General features: G+C 72.7%; 19 protein-coding genes. 6 read left to right on the top strand and 13 right to left on the bottom strand.

Features of this window, described 5'->3' with window-relative positions; genetic code table 11:
- The 3 genes from MUY22_RS28525 to MUY22_RS28535 are packed head-to-tail and all read right to left on the bottom strand — an operon-like array spanning window position 1 to window position 3,091.
- Window positions 1-675 (bottom strand): esterase family protein, encoded by a 675-nt coding sequence (locus tag MUY22_RS28525; protein ID WP_247049575.1) that lies wholly within the window; start codon window positions 673-675, stop codon window positions 1-3.
- Window positions 676-684: 9 nt separating this feature from the next.
- Window positions 685-1,242 carry a sigma-70 family RNA polymerase sigma factor gene (locus tag MUY22_RS28530; protein WP_247049577.1) on the bottom strand — a complete coding sequence of 186 codons (558 nt, stop codon included), beginning with the start codon at window positions 1,240-1,242 and terminating at the stop codon, window positions 685-687.
- Window positions 1,243-1,273: 31 nt separating this feature from the next.
- Window positions 1,274-3,091 (bottom strand): NAD(P)/FAD-dependent oxidoreductase, encoded by a 1,818-nt coding sequence (locus MUY22_RS28535; RefSeq protein WP_247049579.1) that lies wholly within the window; start codon window positions 3,089-3,091, stop codon window positions 1,274-1,276.
- Between the two features lie 145 nt (window positions 3,092-3,236).
- On the opposite strand from MUY22_RS28535, the gene MUY22_RS28540 reads away from it, so the two are divergent.
- Window positions 3,237-4,403, top strand: coding sequence for a GAF domain-containing protein (locus MUY22_RS28540; RefSeq protein WP_247049581.1), 1,167 nt, complete (start codon window positions 3,237-3,239; stop codon window positions 4,401-4,403).
- Window positions 4,404-4,584: 181 nt separating this feature from the next.
- Here the strand turns inward: MUY22_RS28540 and MUY22_RS28545 are convergent, their stop codons facing one another.
- The 3 genes from MUY22_RS28545 to MUY22_RS28555 are packed head-to-tail and all read right to left on the bottom strand — an operon-like array spanning window position 4,585 to window position 6,338.
- Window positions 4,585-4,740 (bottom strand): hypothetical protein, encoded by a 156-nt coding sequence (locus MUY22_RS28545; RefSeq protein ID WP_247049583.1) that lies wholly within the window; start codon window positions 4,738-4,740, stop codon window positions 4,585-4,587.
- A 54-nt stretch (window positions 4,741-4,794) separates the two neighbouring features.
- Complete coding sequence (locus MUY22_RS28550; protein ID WP_247049585.1) at window positions 4,795-5,130, bottom strand: hypothetical protein; 336 nt, start codon at window positions 5,128-5,130, stop codon at window positions 4,795-4,797.
- 41 nt (window positions 5,131-5,171) lie between these two features.
- Complete coding sequence (locus MUY22_RS28555) at window positions 5,172-6,338, bottom strand: hypothetical protein (protein WP_247049587.1); 1,167 nt, start codon at window positions 6,336-6,338, stop codon at window positions 5,172-5,174.
- A gap of 160 nt (window positions 6,339-6,498) precedes the next feature.
- Here MUY22_RS28555 and MUY22_RS28560 point away from each other — a divergent pair, with 160 nt between their 5' ends.
- Entirely contained in the window at window positions 6,499-7,191 is a 693-nt protein-coding gene (locus tag MUY22_RS28560; protein ID WP_247049589.1) for a siderophore-interacting protein, read from the top strand.
- Between the two features lie 111 nt (window positions 7,192-7,302).
- On the opposite strand, the gene MUY22_RS28565 is transcribed toward MUY22_RS28560, so the two are convergent.
- The 6 genes from MUY22_RS28565 to MUY22_RS28590 all read right to left on the bottom strand — a co-directional run bounded on the left by MUY22_RS28565 (window position 7,303) and on the right by MUY22_RS28590 (window position 12,082).
- Window positions 7,303-8,175 (bottom strand): CU044_5270 family protein, encoded by an 873-nt coding sequence (locus tag MUY22_RS28565; protein WP_247049591.1) that lies wholly within the window; start codon window positions 8,173-8,175, stop codon window positions 7,303-7,305.
- The gene (locus MUY22_RS28570) at window positions 8,168-8,755 is read right to left on the bottom strand and encodes an RNA polymerase sigma factor (protein ID WP_247049593.1); all 588 of its coding nucleotides are present in this window, start codon (window positions 8,753-8,755) and stop codon (window positions 8,168-8,170) included. Before MUY22_RS28570 ends, MUY22_RS28565 begins: the two co-directional genes overlap by 8 nt.
- Window positions 8,756-8,840: 85 nt before the next feature.
- The gene (locus MUY22_RS28575) at window positions 8,841-9,215 is read right to left on the bottom strand and encodes a nuclear transport factor 2 family protein (RefSeq protein ID WP_247049595.1); all 375 of its coding nucleotides are present in this window, start codon (window positions 9,213-9,215) and stop codon (window positions 8,841-8,843) included.
- On the bottom strand, window positions 9,212-9,667 hold the full coding sequence (locus MUY22_RS28580; protein WP_247049597.1) for a cupin domain-containing protein: 456 nt from the start codon (window positions 9,665-9,667) through the stop codon (window positions 9,212-9,214). The genes MUY22_RS28575 and MUY22_RS28580 overlap by 4 nt, the downstream gene beginning before the upstream one ends.
- 11 nt (window positions 9,668-9,678) lie before the next feature.
- The gene (locus tag MUY22_RS28585; RefSeq protein ID WP_247049599.1) at window positions 9,679-11,163 is read right to left on the bottom strand and encodes an NAD(P)/FAD-dependent oxidoreductase; all 1,485 of its coding nucleotides are present in this window, start codon (window positions 11,161-11,163) and stop codon (window positions 9,679-9,681) included.
- A gap of 100 nt (window positions 11,164-11,263) precedes the next feature.
- Window positions 11,264-12,082, bottom strand: a complete 819-nt coding sequence (locus MUY22_RS28590; protein ID WP_247049601.1) for an IclR family transcriptional regulator — start codon at window positions 12,080-12,082, stop codon at window positions 11,264-11,266.
- A 41-nt stretch (window positions 12,083-12,123) separates the two neighbouring features.
- Here MUY22_RS28590 and MUY22_RS28595 point away from each other — a divergent pair, with 41 nt between their 5' ends.
- Genes MUY22_RS28595 through MUY22_RS28610 form a run of 4 tightly spaced genes read left to right on the top strand, consistent with a single transcriptional unit; the run spans window position 12,124 to window position 15,276 of the window.
- Window positions 12,124-12,909 carry an SDR family oxidoreductase gene (locus MUY22_RS28595; RefSeq protein WP_247049603.1) on the top strand — a complete coding sequence of 262 codons (786 nt, stop codon included), beginning with the start codon at window positions 12,124-12,126 and terminating at the stop codon, window positions 12,907-12,909.
- A 14-nt stretch (window positions 12,910-12,923) separates the two neighbouring features.
- Window positions 12,924-13,418 (top strand): cupin domain-containing protein, encoded by a 495-nt coding sequence (locus tag MUY22_RS28600; RefSeq protein WP_247049605.1) that lies wholly within the window; start codon window positions 12,924-12,926, stop codon window positions 13,416-13,418.
- Window positions 13,415-14,341, top strand: a complete 927-nt coding sequence (locus tag MUY22_RS28605) for an alpha/beta fold hydrolase (protein WP_247049607.1) — start codon at window positions 13,415-13,417, stop codon at window positions 14,339-14,341. The genes MUY22_RS28600 and MUY22_RS28605 overlap by 4 nt, the downstream gene beginning before the upstream one ends.
- Window positions 14,341-15,276 (top strand): 2,3-dihydroxyphenylpropionate 1,2-dioxygenase, encoded by a 936-nt coding sequence (locus MUY22_RS28610; protein ID WP_247049609.1) that lies wholly within the window; start codon window positions 14,341-14,343, stop codon window positions 15,274-15,276. Before MUY22_RS28605 ends, MUY22_RS28610 begins: the two co-directional genes overlap by 1 nt.
- Before the next feature lie 77 nt (window positions 15,277-15,353).
- Here the strand turns inward: MUY22_RS28610 and MUY22_RS28615 are convergent, their stop codons facing one another.
- Entirely contained in the window at window positions 15,354-17,591 is a 2,238-nt protein-coding gene (locus tag MUY22_RS28615; RefSeq protein ID WP_247049611.1) for a PQQ-dependent sugar dehydrogenase, read from the bottom strand.
- Window positions 17,592-17,729 lie beyond the last annotated feature (138 nt).

Consider the following 17,729-nt stretch of genomic DNA (forward strand, 5'->3'; position numbering starts at 1 on the left):
TCAAACGGCGCACGCCCACGTCACCATCAGCGGGAACTCCGCCCGCCAGAACGCGCCGCCGTGCGAGCCGGTCCGTTCCTCCATGACGACGTCCGCGCCGGCGGCGCGCAGCGCGTCGGCCCACCGGGTCGCGTTCGCGAGGAACCACGGCTCGTTCGTGCCGCCGACGAGGTACGTGCGCGGGAGCGCCTTCGGCAGCACCGCGGGCGGCCGGTACCCGCCGCCCGGCGACGCGCAGAAGACCGCGCCGTAGACGTCGGGATGACGCAGCCCGACGGCGAGCGCGAGCTCGCCACCGGCCGAGACGCCGAGCACCGCGGTCCGCTCGGCGGGGAGTGCGACGCCGAACCGCGATCGCGCCCAGCGCCGGACGTCCTCGACGAAGAACGTCTCGTGGGCGGCGAACCGGTCCGGGTCGAAACCGAACTCCGCCGTGCTCTCGCCCGGTGAGTACTCGTGGATCCGCCGCGTCTCGTCGTCGGGGCGGTGCGCGGCGACGATCATCGTGGGCGGCGAACCGGCCGCCTCGAGATCACTGCCCCACGACGCGATCGACGGGCCGTCACCGGCGAAGACGACGAACCGGGGCGGCGCGGCCGGAACGTACGCCGTGACCGGCCGGCCGCCGTCGTAGCCGAGCGTTTCGGTGACGAGACGTCCCGCCGGTGGGGTCATCCGGCGAGCTTAGGCGCACCGGGCGGGGGTTTCCCGCATCGCCGCCGTGAGGTCGTCGCGGGCGCGGGCCACCCGGGAGCGGATCGTGCCGACCGGGCAGCCGCACGCCGCGGCGGCGTCCACATAGGACAGCCCGAGCGTCTGGGTGAGCACGAAGGCGTCCCGCCGGTCCGGTTCGAGCGCGTCGATCAGGTGACCGAGCACGACGCGTTCCTCGAACACCGCGGGGGCGACCCCCTCGGCCACGGACTGCCAGTCGGCCAGCGCGGCCTGACGCGGGCGGGCGCGCAGGCCGCGGATGTGGTCGGCCACCACCCGCCGGGCGATGGTGAACAGCCAGGTCCGGGCCGACGAATCGGCCCGGAACCGGCCGAGGCCGCCCAGCGCGCGCAGGTACGTCTCCTGCGTCAGGTCGTCGGCGGTCTGGAAGTCGCTCAGGCTCGCGATGTACCGCCGGACGTGCGGCTGGGTCGCCCGCAGGAACTCGTCGAGGGCCTGCCGGTCGCCGCGGCCGGCGAGCTGGGCCCACTGCGTGATCTCGGCGTCTTCCGCGGTAGGTGACCTCACACCGCGAACACGTCGGGCACGCCCGGACGGTTCACGCCTTGTGGTGCACCTCCTGCAGGCCGTAGACCGGCGTCGGGATCCCCTCGAAGCGCGCCTTGAGCTGCAGCGCGAGGTACAGGGAGTAGTGCCGCGACTGGTGCAGGTTCCCGCCGTGGAACCACAGGCCCTCCTGCTGGGTGGGCTTCCACATGTTGCGCTGCTCGCCCTCCCACGGCCCGGGGTCCTTGGTCGTCTCCGAACCGAGCCCCCAGCACTTGCCGACGCGGTCCGCGGTCTCCTGGCCGACGAGGTCGGCGACCCACCCGTTCATCGAGCCGTAGCCGGTGGCGTAGACGACGAGGTCGGCCGCCAGTTCGGTGCCGTCCTCCAGCACCACCGCGTCGCGCGTCAGGTGATCGACCTGGCCGTGGGCCAGCTTGATCTTCCCGTCGGCGACCAGCTCGGCCGCGCCGACGTCGATGTAGTAGCCCGAGCCGCGGCGCAGGTACTTCATGAACAGGCCCGAGCCGTCGTCACCCCAGTCGTGCCGGAAACCGGCCTTCTCCAGGCGCTCGTAGAAGTCCTGGTCTCGCTCGCGGATCGCGTCGTACACCGGGGTCTGGAACCCCGCCATGATCCGGTAGGGGATCGACGCGAAGATCATGTCGGCCTTGTCGGTGGTGACGCCCGCGGCCACCGCGCGCTCGGAGTACAGGTCGCCCAGGCCCAGGTCCATCAGTGAATCCGACTTCACGATGTGCGTCGAGGAGCGCTGGATCATGGTGACGTCGGCGCCGTGCTCCCACAGCGCCGCGCAGATGTCGTGCGCGGAGTTGTTGGACCCGACGACGACCGCCTTCGTGCCGGCGTAGGCGTCCGGGCCGGGGTGGCGTGACGAGTGGTGCTGCTCGCCGGCGAAGTCGTCCATCCCGGGGAACGCCGGGACGTTCGGCTTGCCGGACATCCCGGTCGCGAACACGACGTGCCGCGGCGTCAGGACCAGCTCTTCGCCGTCGCGGACGACGGTCACCAGCCACTGCTCCGCGTCGGCGTCCCACTTCGCCGACGTCACCTCGGTGCTCGTCCAGTACGGCACCTCCATCAGCTGGGTGTACATCTCCAGCCAGTCGGCGATCTTGTCCTTCGGCGCGAACACCGGCCAGTTCTCCGGGAACGGCAGGTAGGGGAGGTGGTCGTACCAGACGGGGTCGTGCAGGCAGAGGTTCTTGTAGCGCTTGCGCCACGAGTCGCCGGCCCGCGCGTTGCGCTCCAGGACCAGCGCCGGCACGTCGAGCTGGCGCAGCCGCGCGCCGAGCGCGATGCCGCCCTGGCCGCCGCCGATGACCACGACGTACGGCTGCTGCTCGTAGCCGAGACGCGCGTCTTCCTCGGCCCGCTTCTCCGCCCAGGACGTCCGGCCGCGGACGACGCCGTGTTCGACGCCCTTCGCACGCCGGTCGCGCTGCCGTTCCTCGAAGCCCTTGAGCTCGCGCAGGCTGGTCAGCAGCGTCCACGCGCCTTCGTCCTTCAGCCGCAGGTGGCCCTTCGCACGGCCGCTCGCGGTCTCGAACTCGAGCCACGCCTCGGTGACGCCGCCGGCCTCGGTCGGCGGCTCGGTGGTGCGGAAGCCGGACGGGCCGATCCGGTCGAGGGTGGCTTCCAGCAGCCCGGTCACGCCGTCGCGGCCCTCGACCGTCTTGATCGTCCAGGTGAAGGAGACCAGGTCACGCCAGTAGCTGTCGACGGCGAAGAGCGCGGCGGCGGCTTCGACGTCGCGGGCCGCGAGGGCCGTCTCGAACCGGTTCAGCCAGGCGTCCACCCGGGCCTGCGGCGTGTCCGTCGCGGCCGTCCGATCCACCGTCTGTGTCATGAGCACTCCCAAGCGTCGGCTGTGCCCCCGATCACACTCCTGGGTGAACCGCGGCGGCAAGGGTTGCACCGTGTTGCACGCCCTTGGCGGACCCGGCCGGCGGATCTAGGCTGGTGAGCCGACGCGACGGTGCGGAGGTGGCCTCATGGGCGTGCACAGCTCCCTACCGCCCGGTGCCAGCCTGCCGGCGCACGCGCGTGACCTCGTCCGGATGCACGAAGCCGTGATCGGCGGCGGCCGCCCGCGCGTCCGGCCGCGGCCGCTGGTGTCGCGGTCGTGGTCCCGCGCGCTGAGCCTGGGCCTCGCCGCCGACGGCATCAACACCCGCGACTCGGTCCCGCTCGACGAGGTCGCGCGACGCCGGCACGCCTCGCCGTTGCGCCACGTCGTCGGCGACCTCGGCCAGGTGCTCGACACGGCGAACGTGCTCCTGGTGGTGACCGACGCCGAGGGCGTCATCCTGTGGCGCGAGGGCTCGCCCCGCATCCGGCGCCAGGCCGACACGCTGGGGTTCGCCGAGGGCGCGGACTGGCGGGAGGCCCGCGTCGGCACCAACGCGATCGGCACCGCGCTCGCCGAAGCCGCGCCGGTCGAGCTGCTGGCGGGCGAGCACTTCGAGCAGAACCAGCACCCCTGGTACTGCACGGCCTCGCCGGTGCACGACCCGCGCACGGGCGAGCTGCTCGGGGTGATCGACGTCAGCGGCCCGGCCCTGACCCTGCACCCGGCGATCGGCGCGCTGGTGGAGACCGGCCGCCGCTTGGTCGAGTCGCAGCTGTGGCGCCACCACCAGGAACGCCTCGACCGGCTGCGGCGCACGGCGGAACCGGTCCTGGCCGGCCCCGCCCTGCTGGTCGACGACGACGGCTGGGTCGCCCACGCCGCCGGCATCGCGGCGGGGGAGCGGATCGCCGCGCCGGCGGAGGGCCAGGTGCTGGCGGTGCCGGGCCTGGGCGCGTGCCTGCCGGAGCGGCTGGCGGACGGCTGGCTCGTGCGCCCGGCCGGCACCGAACGCCGGGTGTGGCTGGACCTCGACGTCGCCGGGGCGCCGATGCTGCGGATGCGCTCGGGCGACACGAGCTGGTGCCGCCCGGTGACCCCGCGGCACGCGGAGATCCTGGGCTGCCTGCGGGCGGCCGGCCCGGCGGGCCTGTCGGCGGAAGCGTTGAGCCGGGCCCTGTACGGCGACGCCGAGCACCTGGTGACGGTCCGCGCGGAGGTATCACGGCTGCGCCGCTGGCTGGGGGCCATTGTGGACACTCGCCCGTACCGGCTGGCCGAAGGCGTGGAGCTGACCGTCCACGACGGCTGAGCTTCCGGTCAGTGCGCACACTTCCCCGGAGCGGCCAACACGGTGGCGGGCGTGGCCAACACGGCAGGAGCAAGATCAGCAGGCCCACACCCGAGCCGCCGAGGATCAGTGCCGTCTCCACGCCGTGAGCACAAGCGAGCCCGGCCGGCGCCCGGGGCGAGCGCCGGCCGGGCACCGGACGTCAGCCGTCCAGGGCGAGGTGCAGGAACGCCAGCACCGCTCCCGGGCCGACCAGCAGGCAGAGCGCGAACCCGCCCATGAGCGGTTCGTCGTTCCGGAACATCTTCACGAGCAGGCCGACCGCGGCCACGACCGTGGCGATCAGCAAAACGAGCACGACAAAAGGCACAACGCAGTCCTCACTGAAGGCGTGGTGAACAGGGAATCCGGTTCACCAGGCGGGCGGGGCCCGAGGGGACTGCGCGGTGGGGAGGGAGACGGCCGATCGGGTACCGGGCGCGTCCAGGACGCGGCCGGTCCGGTCCGGCGAGGACGCTTCGAGAGTGGGCGGGTGGACCGCCCACCAGGTGTGCGGCGCCGGCGCGGTCAGGTGTGGCGCGGTCGCCGTGACCCGCAGGACGGCGGGCCGCTCGGTCAGTGTGTCCTGAGTGGACGCCGACGGCCCGGCGATGACGACCGGCGCGTCCCAGGAGGTCGCGCCGGTCGCCGTGCCGAAGACACCGAGGAGGATCAGCAGGACGACGAGCAGCTGCTTGAGCCTCGTCACCTGCACCTCCGCTGGGGCGTGTCCGTTTCGCCCAGCTTACGTCAGGCGCCGTAGGTGGCCTGCGTGACGGCGAAGACGTTCCGGCTGCCCGCGCCCTCCTGCAGGCTCCACAGCAGGTCGGCGTTGGCCGAGTCCTCCCAGTACGACAGGCTTTCGCCGCTGCCCACCCAGGTGTGCGTGGCCGGGCCGGTCGCCGAGGTCCAGTAGTACAGCTTCTTGTCCCCGGAGGAGTTGAACCACCAGCGTCCGTTGTGCGAGGCGACGCCGTTGAGCTTGTACCAGGGCAGCTGCAGTGCCTGGCTCGCGGTCGTCGTCGCGGCGAACGTCGTCGCGCCCGCGGCGAACGGGAAGCGGACCGCGCGCGGGGCGCGGTTCGGGTAGTCCGTGCAGCCCGAGGCGCAGGTGTACTCCGCCATCACGATCGACTTGCTGACCCGGTCCAGCGAGATCGACGACCAGGCGAGGTTGGTGCCGGACGTCGTGCTCGCCGTGATGGTGCCGACCTGCGGCAGGACGTAGGCGTAGTTGTGCGCGTAATAGGTACTGCCGCTCTGGTGGCCGATCTGGTCGGCGGTGCCACCGGTGTTCGTCTTGAGTATCTTGCGCATGTCGAACACGCGCATGCCGTGCCCGGTGTCGGCGACGTACAGGTAGTCGCCGTACCAGGAAACGCCGCCCGCGTGGATCGGGATGTCCTGGAAGTCCGGCGCCGCCGCGGTTCCGGTCGGCTGCACCAGCAGGATCTTGCGGTACTTGTTGGGGTAGGTGGCATCCCAGTCGACCAGCGTGATCCGGCTGCGTTCCGAGGCGCCGGTGCACGAGGCCTTGGTGTACCAGCTGACGGCCACGAGCTGGTGGCCGTCGTAGTTGCCGCTGTCGGCCGTGCCGACCGCGTCCCGGCTGGTCGTGATGCCCTGCGGGTAGTTCGCGCAGTCGGAGTTGTCCGCGCTGTCGAACTGGAACCCGGTCGACAGGCCGGCCGGGGCGAACGACGACGGGAGCCCGGTCCGGTCGTGGTTCGCGTTGTCCATCACCGTGTGCACGGCGGCGGTCCCCAGCGTCGAGACGAGGGCCGCGTCGACGGCGTCGAACTGGTGGTAGTTCGCGCTGAGCGTGTACTGGCTCGCGGGCAGGGTGGCAGGCCCCGCCGCGGCGTTCGCGGGTGGTGCGAGGAGCATTCCGGCGGCGAGCACCGCGGCGATGGGCATGATGAATCGACGACTACGTGGCATGGGACCCCCAGTCCGATCAACGGTCGGGGCACACGCTAGGACTGTCGCCGGAGCGCCGCAATACCCGTTCGTCAAACGGTACCCGGACCCGTCCAGAGTTCGTGAGATGTCCATGGGGACGTCGAGAAGGAGCACGATGACCGCACTCGAACGCCTCGCCGACCTCGCCGGCGGCATGGTGCTGGACACCGCCCGAGTCGCCGGGGTCACCCGGCTGCCGGCCGACTTCGTGCGCGTGGAACTGACGGCCGACGCCTTCCGCAAGGCCACCTGGGTACCGGGCGCGAAGCTGCAGTTCCGGCCGCGGCGGGGCACGGTGAGCCTGCGCACCTACACGCCGATCGGCTGGGACGTCGAGCGCGGCGTGACGGAACTGCTCGGCTTCACCCACGGCGACGGCCCGGCGGCGCGGTGGCTGCGGCAGGTCGCGGTCGGCGATGCGTGCGAGGTGTTCGGCCCGCGCCGCTCGATCGACCTGCGTGCCGTCGCCGGCCCGGTGGTCTTCGTCGGGGATGAGTCCAGCGTGGCCCTCGCCTGCGCGCTGCGGACCGTCACCGCCGAGGTGTCGCACGTCTTCGAAGCACGCGATCCCGCTGGGCTGACCGAGGTCCTGGCCGGCTTGGGCCTCGACGCGCAGGTCGTCGAGAAGACGGCCGACCGTGCCGAGCTGCTGAGCCGGGCCCGCGCGGCCGGCCCCGGCAGCCTCGTCGTCACCGGCGACGCGGCGACGGTGCACGCGGTCCGCCGCGACAGCCGGACTTGGCCGCACCCACCCCGCGCGGTGACCGGCAAGGCCTACTGGGCCGAGGGCCGCGCCGGGCTCGACTGAGCGGCCCGGTCGGGGCTCCACCAAGCGCCCCAATGTGGCGTTGGGTGCGTTCAACGCACCCAACGCCACATTGGGGCGCATGAGCCGTGCCGACACAGCCGAGCGCTGGGTTCAGGGACGCTGGCCGACCCGGTCGACGAACGTCTTCACGAGCACCGCGCTGTCGGCCGTGCCCAGGAACCGGTGTGTGGCCGGGTCGAAGACGAGCACCTCCGGCTTCGCTTCCGGCGACGAGCCGGGCGGAACCGGCCAGGTGATGCCCACTCCGGGACGCCCGGCGCCGTCGGTGACGTGGTCGAGGGCAGTCAGGCCCGGCACCTTCGCCGCCGCCGCGAACAGTGCCGCGTTCGACGCGGGGGTGAGGGCCTGCTCGTAGGCGAGGGCGACCACGTCCTTGCCGAGCGCGTTCGCGTCGCCCTTTTCGCCGCTGTGGTGGGCTTCGAGGTACGCGAGCATGGCGTCGGCCGTGGCCGGCAGGTCCGCCCGGTAGGCGGGGGAGGGGCGGCAGTCCTCCAGGGTGCCTTCGAGCTTCGGGTCGTTGGCGCCGTAGACGGGCGCCTTCCCGTCTCGGCAGCCGGCGGACTTCGTGCCGTCGATCAAGCCGTCGCGGGTGCCGTCCACCGAGAGCCAGACCTCGCGTGTCCGGTGCTCCGGAAGCGCCGTCTTCACGTAGAGGAACTGGTCGGGGTGCGGCGCGGCGGCCGGTTCCGCGAGCGCCGCGCCGGCCGCCTCGGTCAGCACCTTCACCGGATCGGCGTTCGCGACGCCGGCCCCCACCCCGATCCGGTCGGCCGGGGTCAGGGTGACGACGGCGGTGATCGCCGCGGCCAGCCCGATCGTCGTGGCGCCCGCGGCCCGGAACCACCGGCGGGGCCGTCCGGTCCGCGTCGCGGCCACGAGCCGCGCCCGGGCCGGCGCGAGGTCCTCCGCCGTCGCGAAGCCGACGGCCTCCGCGCGTTCGCGGATCAGGTCCAGCTCATCCATGGTGCGAGGTCTCCTTCACGAGGTCGACGGCGCCGAGTTCGGCGCGGAGGTGGGCCCGGGCGCGGCTGAGCCGCGACTTCACGGTGCCGACGGGGATGGCGAGGGCTTCGGCGACCTCCTGGTAGCCCAGCCCTTCGGCGGCGACGAGCAGCAGGACGTCCCGCTCGCGGGGGCGCAGCACGGCCAGCGCCCGGTCGAGCTTCGCGCCGAGGGCCTGCGCGGTGACGCGGTCGGCGACCCGGTCGGCGTGGCCGTCCGCCACGGCCGGTGGCCCGAGGGCCAGCCGGAGTTTCAGCTCGCGCACTTCCATCCGCCGGCGGCGCGAGACGAGGTTCGTGGCGATGCCGTAGAGCCACGGCCGCGCGTCCGGCCGGGACAGGTCGAACTTCGCGCGCTTGCCGAACGCGATGAGGAACGTGTCCGCGAGCACGTCGTCCGCGGCCGACGGGCCGAGCCGCCGGACCAGGTAGCGGTGGATGTGCCGGGCGTGGCGGTCGAAGATGACCGCGAACAGGCTCGGCTCGTCCCGGGAGCGCGCCAGCACGCTCGCGTCGTCGTCTTCGGGGTTCTCGGGGGTCATCGCCCGCCTCTCGCTCCGCCAGTGTCATCTGCTGTTCTCCGAACCCGCGAACGGGTTCCGGGAACCGGAGCAGAGGTGACTCAGGTCACAGCGAGGAGGTGAAGGCCGGGGAGATGTCCATGTGGACGCGGTAGTCGACAATCCGCGGCCCGTCGAGCCAGATGACCGTGACGCACGGCAGGGCGAGCGGCTTCCCTTCCGGGGACTCCGTTTCGATGGTGAAGCGGCAGAACAGCTGGTCGTCTCCGGCGAAAGCCACCTGGTCCACGGTGTGCCGGACCCAGGGCAACGCGCCGGCGGCCCCCGCCGTGGCCGCGACGATCGCGTCGCGGCCCGACAGGGTTTCGCCGTTGCCGAAGGTGTACGTCGCGTCTTCGGCGAACCAGGAGCCGAACGCCTCGGCGTCGCCCGCGTCGACGGCCGCGCACATCGCGCGCACCATCTCTTCGTGGCCGGTCACTTCTGCAGCGAAAGGCCGTAGCGGGTCATCACCTGCGCGACCAGCTTCATGTCGCGCCCGGGCGGCAGCTCGCTCAATTCCTTGTAGTAGTTCTCCAGCCCGGGTGGGGAAACGACGGCGACGACGCGGGTCTCCTCGTCGAACGGGTTGCGGAACACGTGCGGCACCCCGCGCGGCATCAGCAGCGAGTCGCCCTGGCCGAGGACGTGCCGTTCGCCGTCCAGCTCGACCTCGACCTGCCCCTGGACGCAGGTGAACAGCTCGTCTTCACGGCTGTGGATGTGGGTCGGCGGCCCGCCGAGGCCCGGCGGCACGACGTACTCGAACAGCGAGTACGCGCCGTTCGTGTCGGCGCCGGTGAGCCGGGCGTGGATGCCCAGCCCGATCGCGCCGAGGTTCGTGCCGTCACCCGGGTGGATGACGTGGTGGCCGGTCTTCGGTGCGGTGTCCATCGGGAATCCTCCTAGAGAGCCGCGGGTTCGGGGGTGTGCTTCGCGAGCCGCGCCAGCAGCTCGGGCGTCAGCTTCCGGTACGCCGCCGGGGAAACCGGGTTCAGCCAGTGCGTCGCCCGGGTGAACCGGGGGATCTGCAGGCCGAGGTCGCCGAGCACCTCGTCGACGTTGTGGATGGAGAACGGGATGATCTTCGTGCCGCGGCAGTGGTGCGCCCCGGTCGCGACGTCCAGGAACGCGAGCTGCCCGACGACGTCGGCGTGCCGGGTCTCGACGTCCGGCAGCGCGAGCACGCCGGCGAGGTCGGCCGCGATCCACAGCGCCGCCATCTCGGCGTTGAGCGGGCTGAAGAACGACGAGTTGTACCCGTTGAAGTAGAGCCCCGGCGCCCGCAGCGGCTGGATCTGGCGGTACAGCAGGAAGTTCCCGCGCTCGTCGAACAGCTGCTTCTGCACGGTCTCGTCCAGGAACGGCACGCCCTGGGTGAACCCGGTCGCGCAGACGACCAGGTCGGCGGGCAGCACCGTGCCGTCGGCCAATTCGGCGCCCGGCCGGTCGCCGCCGTACAACCTTGTGATCACCTGGTCGCGGCGGACGCGGATGGCGCCATCGGCCACGCCCTCGAAGAACCCTTCGGTCGCCAGGCCGATCGCGCCCTTGACGATGTCCTCCATCTGCCCGGCGGGCAGCAGATCGTGCTGGCGCAATCGGAACTGCCGCACCGACACCGAGCCGACGGAGTTCAGCATCGACGCGCGCAGCCGGTTTCCCGGGCCGTGCAGGAACTTCTCGAACCCGCGCAGCCACCGGTAGCGGAACAGCGCCTCGCCCATCCGGGTCAGCAGGAGCATCTTGAAGTTGAGGAACCCGGCGATCTTGCGCGGCACCTTCCACAGCAGCTGCCGGGCGATGACGTCGGTGGTCCCGGCGACCTCGCTGATCGCCACGGTCACGTCGCAGGCCGACTTCCCGTAGCCGACGACCAGCGCGTGCTTCCCGCGTGCCTCTTCGACGTCGGTGAACTCGCTGCCGGCCAGCACGCGGCCGCCGGCGGCCTCGAACTCCGCGCGTCCGGGATAGTCCGGGACCGCCGGTTCGCAGAACACGCCGTTGGCCACGACGACCCGGTCGAACGTCTCCGGGACGCCGGAGTCCGTCGTCACCACCCAGCGCGCGCCGTCGGGGACGACGGACTCCACGGTGGTCTCGAGCCGCAGGTGCGGGGTGACGTCGTAGACGTCGGCGTAGGCCGCGAGGTACTGCTGGATCTGGGCCCCGCCCGGCCACTCCGGGAAGTCCTTCGGCATCGGGAAGTCCGAGAACGAGTACTGGGCCTTGGGGCTCTGCGTGGTGAGGCCGGGGTAGCGGCGGGTCCGGCTCCACACCCCGCCGACGTCGGGGGTCTTGTCGAAGACCGCGACGTCGTGGCCCGCTTGCAGCAGCACCTTGGCCGTGGTGAGCCCGGCGAGCCCGGCCCCGATGATCGCGACGTGCATGCCTGGTCCTCCTGATCCGGCGCCGGTGCCGGGCAGCTCCGGCGCGGCGTGGGCCACAGCGTGGAACAACCGGCCGCGGCGAGCCAACCGGGAGTCCTGGTCACTGGGACGGCAGCTCGGGTGCGGGCCGCGGCACCGCCCACCGGCGGGCGGCGTACGCCCGGCTGGCCGCGGCGGCCGCCATCCGGACGGCGGGCCCGATCCGGTCCGGCAGCACGGCGGCGCTGGGCCCGGTGACCGACAGCGCGGCGGTGACGTTGCCGGTGAAGTCGAAGATCGGCGCCGCCACGCAGCTGATCCCGGCGTTGCCCTCCTCCCGGTCGTAGGCCCAGCCCTGCTCGTGCACGGTGGCCAGCTCCCGGGCGAGCGCCTCGGCGTTCGTGATCGTGCGGGGCGTGCGCCGGGTGAGCCCGGCCGCCACGACCGCGTCGACGGTCGCCGCGTCCGACCAGGCCAGGATCGCCCGGCCGAGGCCGGAGCAGTGCGCCGGGATCAGGCCGCCCACCAGGGAGAGCATCGGCAGCGGCCGGTGCCCGGTGATCTTCTCGACGACCAGCACGTCGACGCCGTCGAGCACGCCGAGCTGCACCGTGGTCCGGGCCGCCGCGTACAGGTCCTGCAGGTACGGCAGCACGGCCTCGCGCAGCTCGTGGCGCACCGGGACCAGGCCGGCCAGCTCGAACAGCCGGGTGCCGATCCGGTACTTGTCCCCGGGCTTGTCGAGCCAGCCCAGCTCGATCATCCGGGCCGCCGTGCGGTGCACGGTCGAGCGCGGCAGCCCCGAGCGCTCGACCAGCCGGGCCAGCGGCAGCTCGCGGTGGGTCGCGTCGAAGGCGTCCAGGATGGCGGCCGCGCGTTCGAGCGCGCCGGCCGCCGACCCGTCGTCAGCCGATCGGGAGTCCCGGGCAGTGGGACTCACCCTTGGCCGCTCTCGCTCATGGACCGAATGTAGGACACATCATGGAGACCAACCAGCACCCCAGTCCCCGGGTCGCGTTCGTCGGCGGCGGCGCCGGCGGGATCGGCGCCGCCGCCGCGGCCGCGTTGCTCGCCACCGGGCACCGGGTCGTGCTCGCCGGGCGGACCGAGAAGACCCTGGCCGAGACGGCGTCGGCGCTCGGCGACGGCGTCGATTACCGCGTCTGCGACCTGGCCGTGCCCGCCGCGGCCGCCGACGCCGTGGCGCGCGTGCGCGAGCAGTACGGCTCGCTCGACGTCGTCGTGGCCAACACCGGCGGCCCGGCTCCCGGCGGCGTCTTCGACGTCCCGGCCGAGCAGTGGCACCACGACCTGGACCTGCTGCTCCTCGGCCCGCTCGCGCTGATGCGGGCCGCGCTGCCCGCGATGGCCGAACGCGGGTTCGGCCGGGTCGTCGTCACGACGTCGACGGCGGTCCGGCAGCCGCAGCCCGCGCTCGCCGCGTCGACGGTCCTGCGGTCGGCGACGACGTCCGCGGTGAAGCTGGCCGCCCGGGAGTTCGCCGATCGAGGGGTGACGGTCAACTGCGTCGCCGTCGGCGCGACCCTCACGCCGCGCCGCCTGGAGGTGGTGCGCGGCCGGGCCGACGCCGCGGGCATCGACGTCGCCACCGCGATGGCCCAGGACCTCGCCGACATCCCGGCCGGGCGGGCCGCCGCGCCGGGCGAGGTCGCGGCCGCGGTGGCGTTCCTGGCCTCGGCCGAAGCGGGGTACGTCAACGGCACGGTGCTGACGGTCGACGGCGGCCGCACGGAATGCCCGGCCTGAGGGGAAGGAAACCCATGTCCACGTCCGGACCCGAGTTCGCGATGCGCGACTTCCTCGCGAGCATCGCCCACGTCGTGCGCCCCGGCGAGCAGCGCCCGCTGGTCGTGCACGACGCGGACCTCGTCGAGATCCCGGCCGGCACCGTGCCGAACCCGACGTCGCTGCGCGTCGCCGGCACCCTGCCGACCACGACGTTCGAGCTGTTCCGGCAGGTCATCCCGGCCGGTGAGAGCTCGGACATGCAGCGCCACCACCACGAGACCGTGCACTTCGTGCTCACCGGCGACGGCCACAGCGAGATCGAAGACGAGGTCGTCAGCTGGACGACGGGCTCGTTCGTCTACACCCCGCCGTGGACCTGGCACCGCCACTACAACGACTCGGCCGAGCACCCGGTCGAGTTCCTGACCATCGAGAACTCGAGGCTGCTCGGCCTGTTCGGCCTGGGCCGCCGGGAAAGCGCGGGCCTCGCCACCATGGAAGAAGCCCGGAAGGCGGAGGACAAGTGACCACAGTGGACGAAACCCGCGTCGAACCGTCGGGGCCGCCGATCCCCGAGCACGCCGGGATCTGGGGCGAGCTGGGCGAACTCGAACACACCCTGCGCTACGTCGACGTCCCGCTGGACGGCGGGGTCGTGCGGACGCGGGTGCTGCAGGCGGGGACCGGGCCGGAACTGGTGCTGCTGCACGGGACCGGCGGGCACCTGGAGGCGTACGCGCGGGACCTGGCCGGGCTGGCCCGCGACTTCCACGTCACGGTCTACGACATGGTCGGCCACGGCTGGTCGGACCTGCCGGACCGGCCGTACACGATCGACGTCCTGGCCGCGCACCTCGTGTCCCTTTTGGACACCCTGGGCATCGACCGGGTGCACCTGTCGGGCGAGTCGCTCGGCGGCTGGGTCGTCGCCTGGGTCGCGGCGCACCACCCGGACCGGGTGAACCGGCTCGTCCTGAACACCCCGGGCAACATCGCCGACAAGCCCGAGGTGATGGCGCGGATGCGCGACAGCACGATGGCTGCGGTGCGCGACCCGAGCGACGCCACCGTCCGCCGTCGCGTCGAGTTCCTGTTCCACCACAAGGAGATGGTCACCGACGAGCTGGTGAACCTGCGCCGCCGGATCTACTCCCGGCCCGGGTTCGTCCAGGCGATCACCAACACGCTCGTGCTGCAGGACCCGCAGGTGCGCAAGGACTTCGCGTGGGACCCGGCGTGGGTGTCGAAGGTGACGGCGCCGACGCTGCTGCTGTGGACGAGCCACGACCCGACGGGCGGGCTCGACGAGGCCGACCTGCTGCTCGGCTGGCTGCCGGACGCGCTGCTGCACGTCATCGACGACGCCGGCCACTGGCCGCAGTGGGAGAAGGTCGGCGAGTTCCTGGACGTCCACCGCACCTGGCTGCTGACCGGGAAGGAGCCGTCCTGATGGCCGAGATCGCGGGCTTCGCCGGGATGTCCCACAGTCCGTTCGCGACACTGCTGCCACCGTCCCGGGTGGACGGTCCGGGCGGCCGCTTCCTCGGCGACGCCGAGCGCGTCCGCCGCGCGGTCGAGGACCTCGCCCCGGACGCGATCGTCGTGATCGGCCCGGACCACTTCCACGGCAACTTCTACGACGTGATGCCGCCGTTCGTGCTGGGCGTCGAGCAGGCGGCGGGGTTCGGGGACTACGGCAGCACGGAAGGTCCGCTGCCGGTGGCGTCCTCACTGGCCTGGCCACTGCACGCGGGCCTGACTTCGGCGGGTTTCGACATCTCGCTGTCGTACTCGCTGACGGTCGACCACGGCATCGTCCAGAGCTACGAGATGATCACCGGCGGCACGTCGCTGCCGATGGTGCCGCTGGTCGTCAACACGGCCGCACCGCCGCTGCCTTCCTTGCGCCGCTGCGTTTCCCTGGGCCACGCGCTGGGAGCGGCGCTGCGATCAGCGGACTTCCCGGGCCGGGTCCTGATCGCGGCGAGCGGCGGCCTGTCGCACTGGCTGCCGTCGAACGACCCGCGCGACCCGGCGGTGGCGGGGGAGCGCCGTGAGTCACTGATCCACGGCCGAGCGGACGTCCACGCCTTCGCGGCAGCCCGCGAGCCGCGGGTCCGCGCAATGGGCGGGGATCCCGGGGCGCGGGTGAACGCGGAGTGGGACCGGTGGTTCCTGTCGCAGCTGTCCTCGGGCGACGCGGACGCCGTGGCGGCCCTGGGCCACGAGGCGCTGGAGGACACCGCGGGCACGGGCAGCCACGAGGTCCGCTGCTGGCTGATCGGCCAGGTGGCGGCGGGGCTCCCACTGGTCTGGACGAGCTACGAGCCGGTCCCGGAGTGGATCACGGGCATGGGCATCGGGACCACGTTCCCGATCCTCTGACGGCGGGGGCGAAAGCCGTGAAGGGCACCTTCAGGGACTCCACGTCCCTGAAGGTGCCCCTCACGACCTCGGCTGGGTCAGCAGGGCTGGAGCAGCCAGCAGAGGCGGTAGTTCGCCTGATACGTCGCCGACGTCGCCGGCGCCACCACGTTCTGGGCGCGAGGCCCGCCGTGCGCCCAGCTTGTGAAGGCGTACTTTAGGTTCAGCGGTGGGACGTTCTGCGGGCTGTCCGCGCTGATCGAGTTCGTCGACCCCGCGATCACCGTGCGGGAGAACGGCGTCCGCTGCTGGGTGCCGCCCACCGTGAGCAGCACCTGGTTCGGGCTCGACGTGAAGTTCAGCGTCACCGTCTTCGGCTGCAGCTCGACCGTCCGCGTCCCCGTGCGGCCCGTCGAGTCCGTCGCCGTCAGCGTCAGCTGCAGGTACGACGGGTACTCGTGGTCCGGCGCCACGAACGAACCCGACGCGACACCCGTGAAGTCCTGGACGTTGTGCGTGTGGCACGTGCCGTTGGCCGCGCAGTGGCGGACCGCCAGCCGCCACGACAGCGCCGACGCCGGGAGCGTGCCGTCCTGGGCGTCCACCGCCCGGCCGGAGAACGGGATCGGCTGACCCACCGACCAGGTCAGCGACGCGTCCGGCGTGTCGATCACCGGCACCGGGTCCAGGCCCGCGGGAGTGCCGACCGTCACGCGGACCGTCGTCGTCGCCGACGCGCCGTGCGAGTCCGTCACCCGCAAGCCCGCGTCCACCGCTGCCGCCGTCGTGTACGTCCACGTCGGGCGGGGGCCCGTCGAGTCGTCGTACGCGCCGTCCGCGTCGAGGTCCCAGGCGTAGGTGAGAGCGTCACCGGCGTCGGGGTCACTGGAACCCGTGCCGTCGAACTGCACCGCGAGGGGGGCCGGACCGGTGGCCGGCGTGGCCGTGGCGACCGCGACCGGCGGGCGGTTGGTGCCGGCCGGGTGGCTGACGCGGTGGAGTTCACCGCTCCCGAGCGCGACGTAGAAGATGTCGCCGCCCGGCCCGCTCAGGACCTGGACCGGTGCGTTGACGCCGGTCACGAACGGCACCAGCCTGGTCGGGCTCGGCTGGCCCGCAACCGTTTGCATCGCCCAGATGCAGCCCCGCGACGAATCCGCGAAGAACAGCGCGCCCGCGTACTCGGCCGGGTAGTTGCTGCCGGACTCGAACGCGATCCCGCTGATCGACGAGCCGCCGGTCGGGCACGGGTCGCTCGCGACGACCTTCGCGTTGTGGTTGTAGGCGTAGTACGGCGCGGTCTGCCCGCCGGCGGAGTACAGCGACTCGCACCGGTCGAGGTTCGCGCCGTCGTACCCGGCCTGCCTTGCCGTGCCTTCGAAGCAGGGCCAGCCGAAGTTCTCCGCGACGGCGTCCCCGGCGTTCGGGACGCGGTTGATCTCCTCCCAGGTGTTCCAGCCGACGTCGCCGGCCCACAGCTCACCGGTGCCCGGGCGGAACCCGAAGCGGAACTGGTTGCGCGCGCCGTAGGCGATCACGCGGCGGGCGTTGGCGTCCGTGCTGCTCGCGAACGGGTTGCCCGGCGCACCCTCGCCGGTGTCGGGGTCGAGGCGCAGCAGGGTTCCGTTGAGTAGCACCGGTTGCCCGGCGGCGCGGCGGGGTGACTGCGACCGCAGCGCGCCGCCCTCGGCCGACGGCGGCGCGAGGTTCGTCCCGGCCGGGGACGGCGGATCGGCGCACGGGTTGCCGACCTGGCCGTAGTCGGCGAAGTTGAAGCTCGCGCCGTCCCCGCCGCCCGCGTACAGGGCGCCGTCCGGGCCGAAGGCCAGCGAACCGATCGAGTGGCTGGGGAACTGCTGGCACCAGCCGGTGACCAGCGGTTTCTCGCTGACGGCGGTGCCGGCCGGGCCCATCGTCAGCTGCGAGACGCGGCCGGTGACGACGCAGCCCTGGTCGGTCGCGCCCGGCGGCGTCGGGCACGTGTCACCCCAGCGCGGCGCCGTGCCGCCGGGGACGGCGTCGAGCGTGTAGGAGACGTAGACGTACGGCCGCGCGGGGAACGCCGGGTCGACGGCGAGCCCGAGCAGGCCGCGGTCCCAGAAGTCCTGGGTCTGCGTCCGCAGGTCCGCGAACACCGTCGGCGTGGTGTCGGCCAGGGAGTCGAAGACCTTGACCAGGCCGCTCTTCTCGGCGACGAACACCCGGCCGTCGGGGGCGAACGCCGCGGCGGTCGGCGAGCTGAGCCCGCCGATCGCCACGGTGTCCGTGAACCCGGTGGGGACCGCCGCCGTGGCGGGCACAGCGGCGGCGAGGGCGACGGTGAGGGGCACGATCACCCCCGCCGCCACCGCACGTCTGGCTCTACGCGGGAACAGCGGGCGTCGAAAACCCATCACACGAACTCCTAACGCCGGGGACCGGGAAGAGCGCGATCGCGTCCCGTATGCCGCGAGAAGTCCGAAAGGTGTTACATC

The sequence above is a fragment of the Amycolatopsis sp. WQ 127309 genome, assembly GCF_023023025.1.
In the GTDB taxonomy this organism is placed as follows: Bacteria; Actinomycetota; Actinomycetes; order Mycobacteriales; family Pseudonocardiaceae; genus Amycolatopsis.

What these genes read in the sequence shown, in the direction of transcription:
- MUY22_RS28560 (WP_247049589.1), top strand. Translation starts at nt 6,499, where the DNA reads ATGACCGCACTCGAACGCCTCGCCGACCTCGCCGGCGGCATGGTGCTG.
- MUY22_RS28540 (WP_247049581.1), top strand. Translation starts at nt 3,237, where the DNA reads ATGGGCGTGCACAGCTCCCTACCGCCCGGTGCCAGCCTGCCGGCGCAC.
- MUY22_RS28600 (WP_247049605.1), top strand. Translation starts at nt 12,924, where the DNA reads ATGTCCACGTCCGGACCCGAGTTCGCGATGCGCGACTTCCTCGCGAGC.
- MUY22_RS28585 (WP_247049599.1), bottom strand. Translation starts at nt 11,163, where the DNA reads ATGCACGTCGCGATCATCGGGGCCGGGCTCGCCGGGCTCACCACGGCC.
- MUY22_RS28525 (WP_247049575.1), bottom strand. Translation starts at nt 675, where the DNA reads ATGACCCCACCGGCGGGACGTCTCGTCACCGAAACGCTCGGCTACGAC.
- MUY22_RS28580 (WP_247049597.1), bottom strand. Translation starts at nt 9,667, where the DNA reads ATGGACACCGCACCGAAGACCGGCCACCACGTCATCCACCCGGGTGAC.
- MUY22_RS28535 (WP_247049579.1), bottom strand. Translation starts at nt 3,091, where the DNA reads ATGACACAGACGGTGGATCGGACGGCCGCGACGGACACGCCGCAGGCC.
- MUY22_RS28565 (WP_247049591.1), bottom strand. Translation starts at nt 8,175, where the DNA reads ATGGATGAGCTGGACCTGATCCGCGAACGCGCGGAGGCCGTCGGCTTC.
- MUY22_RS28610 (WP_247049609.1), top strand. Translation starts at nt 14,341, where the DNA reads ATGGCCGAGATCGCGGGCTTCGCCGGGATGTCCCACAGTCCGTTCGCG.
- MUY22_RS28555 (WP_247049587.1), bottom strand. Translation starts at nt 6,338, where the DNA reads ATGCCCATCGCCGCGGTGCTCGCCGCCGGAATGCTCCTCGCACCACCC.
- MUY22_RS28595 (WP_247049603.1), top strand. Translation starts at nt 12,124, where the DNA reads ATGGAGACCAACCAGCACCCCAGTCCCCGGGTCGCGTTCGTCGGCGGC.
- MUY22_RS28570 (WP_247049593.1), bottom strand. Translation starts at nt 8,755, where the DNA reads ATGACCCCCGAGAACCCCGAAGACGACGACGCGAGCGTGCTGGCGCGC.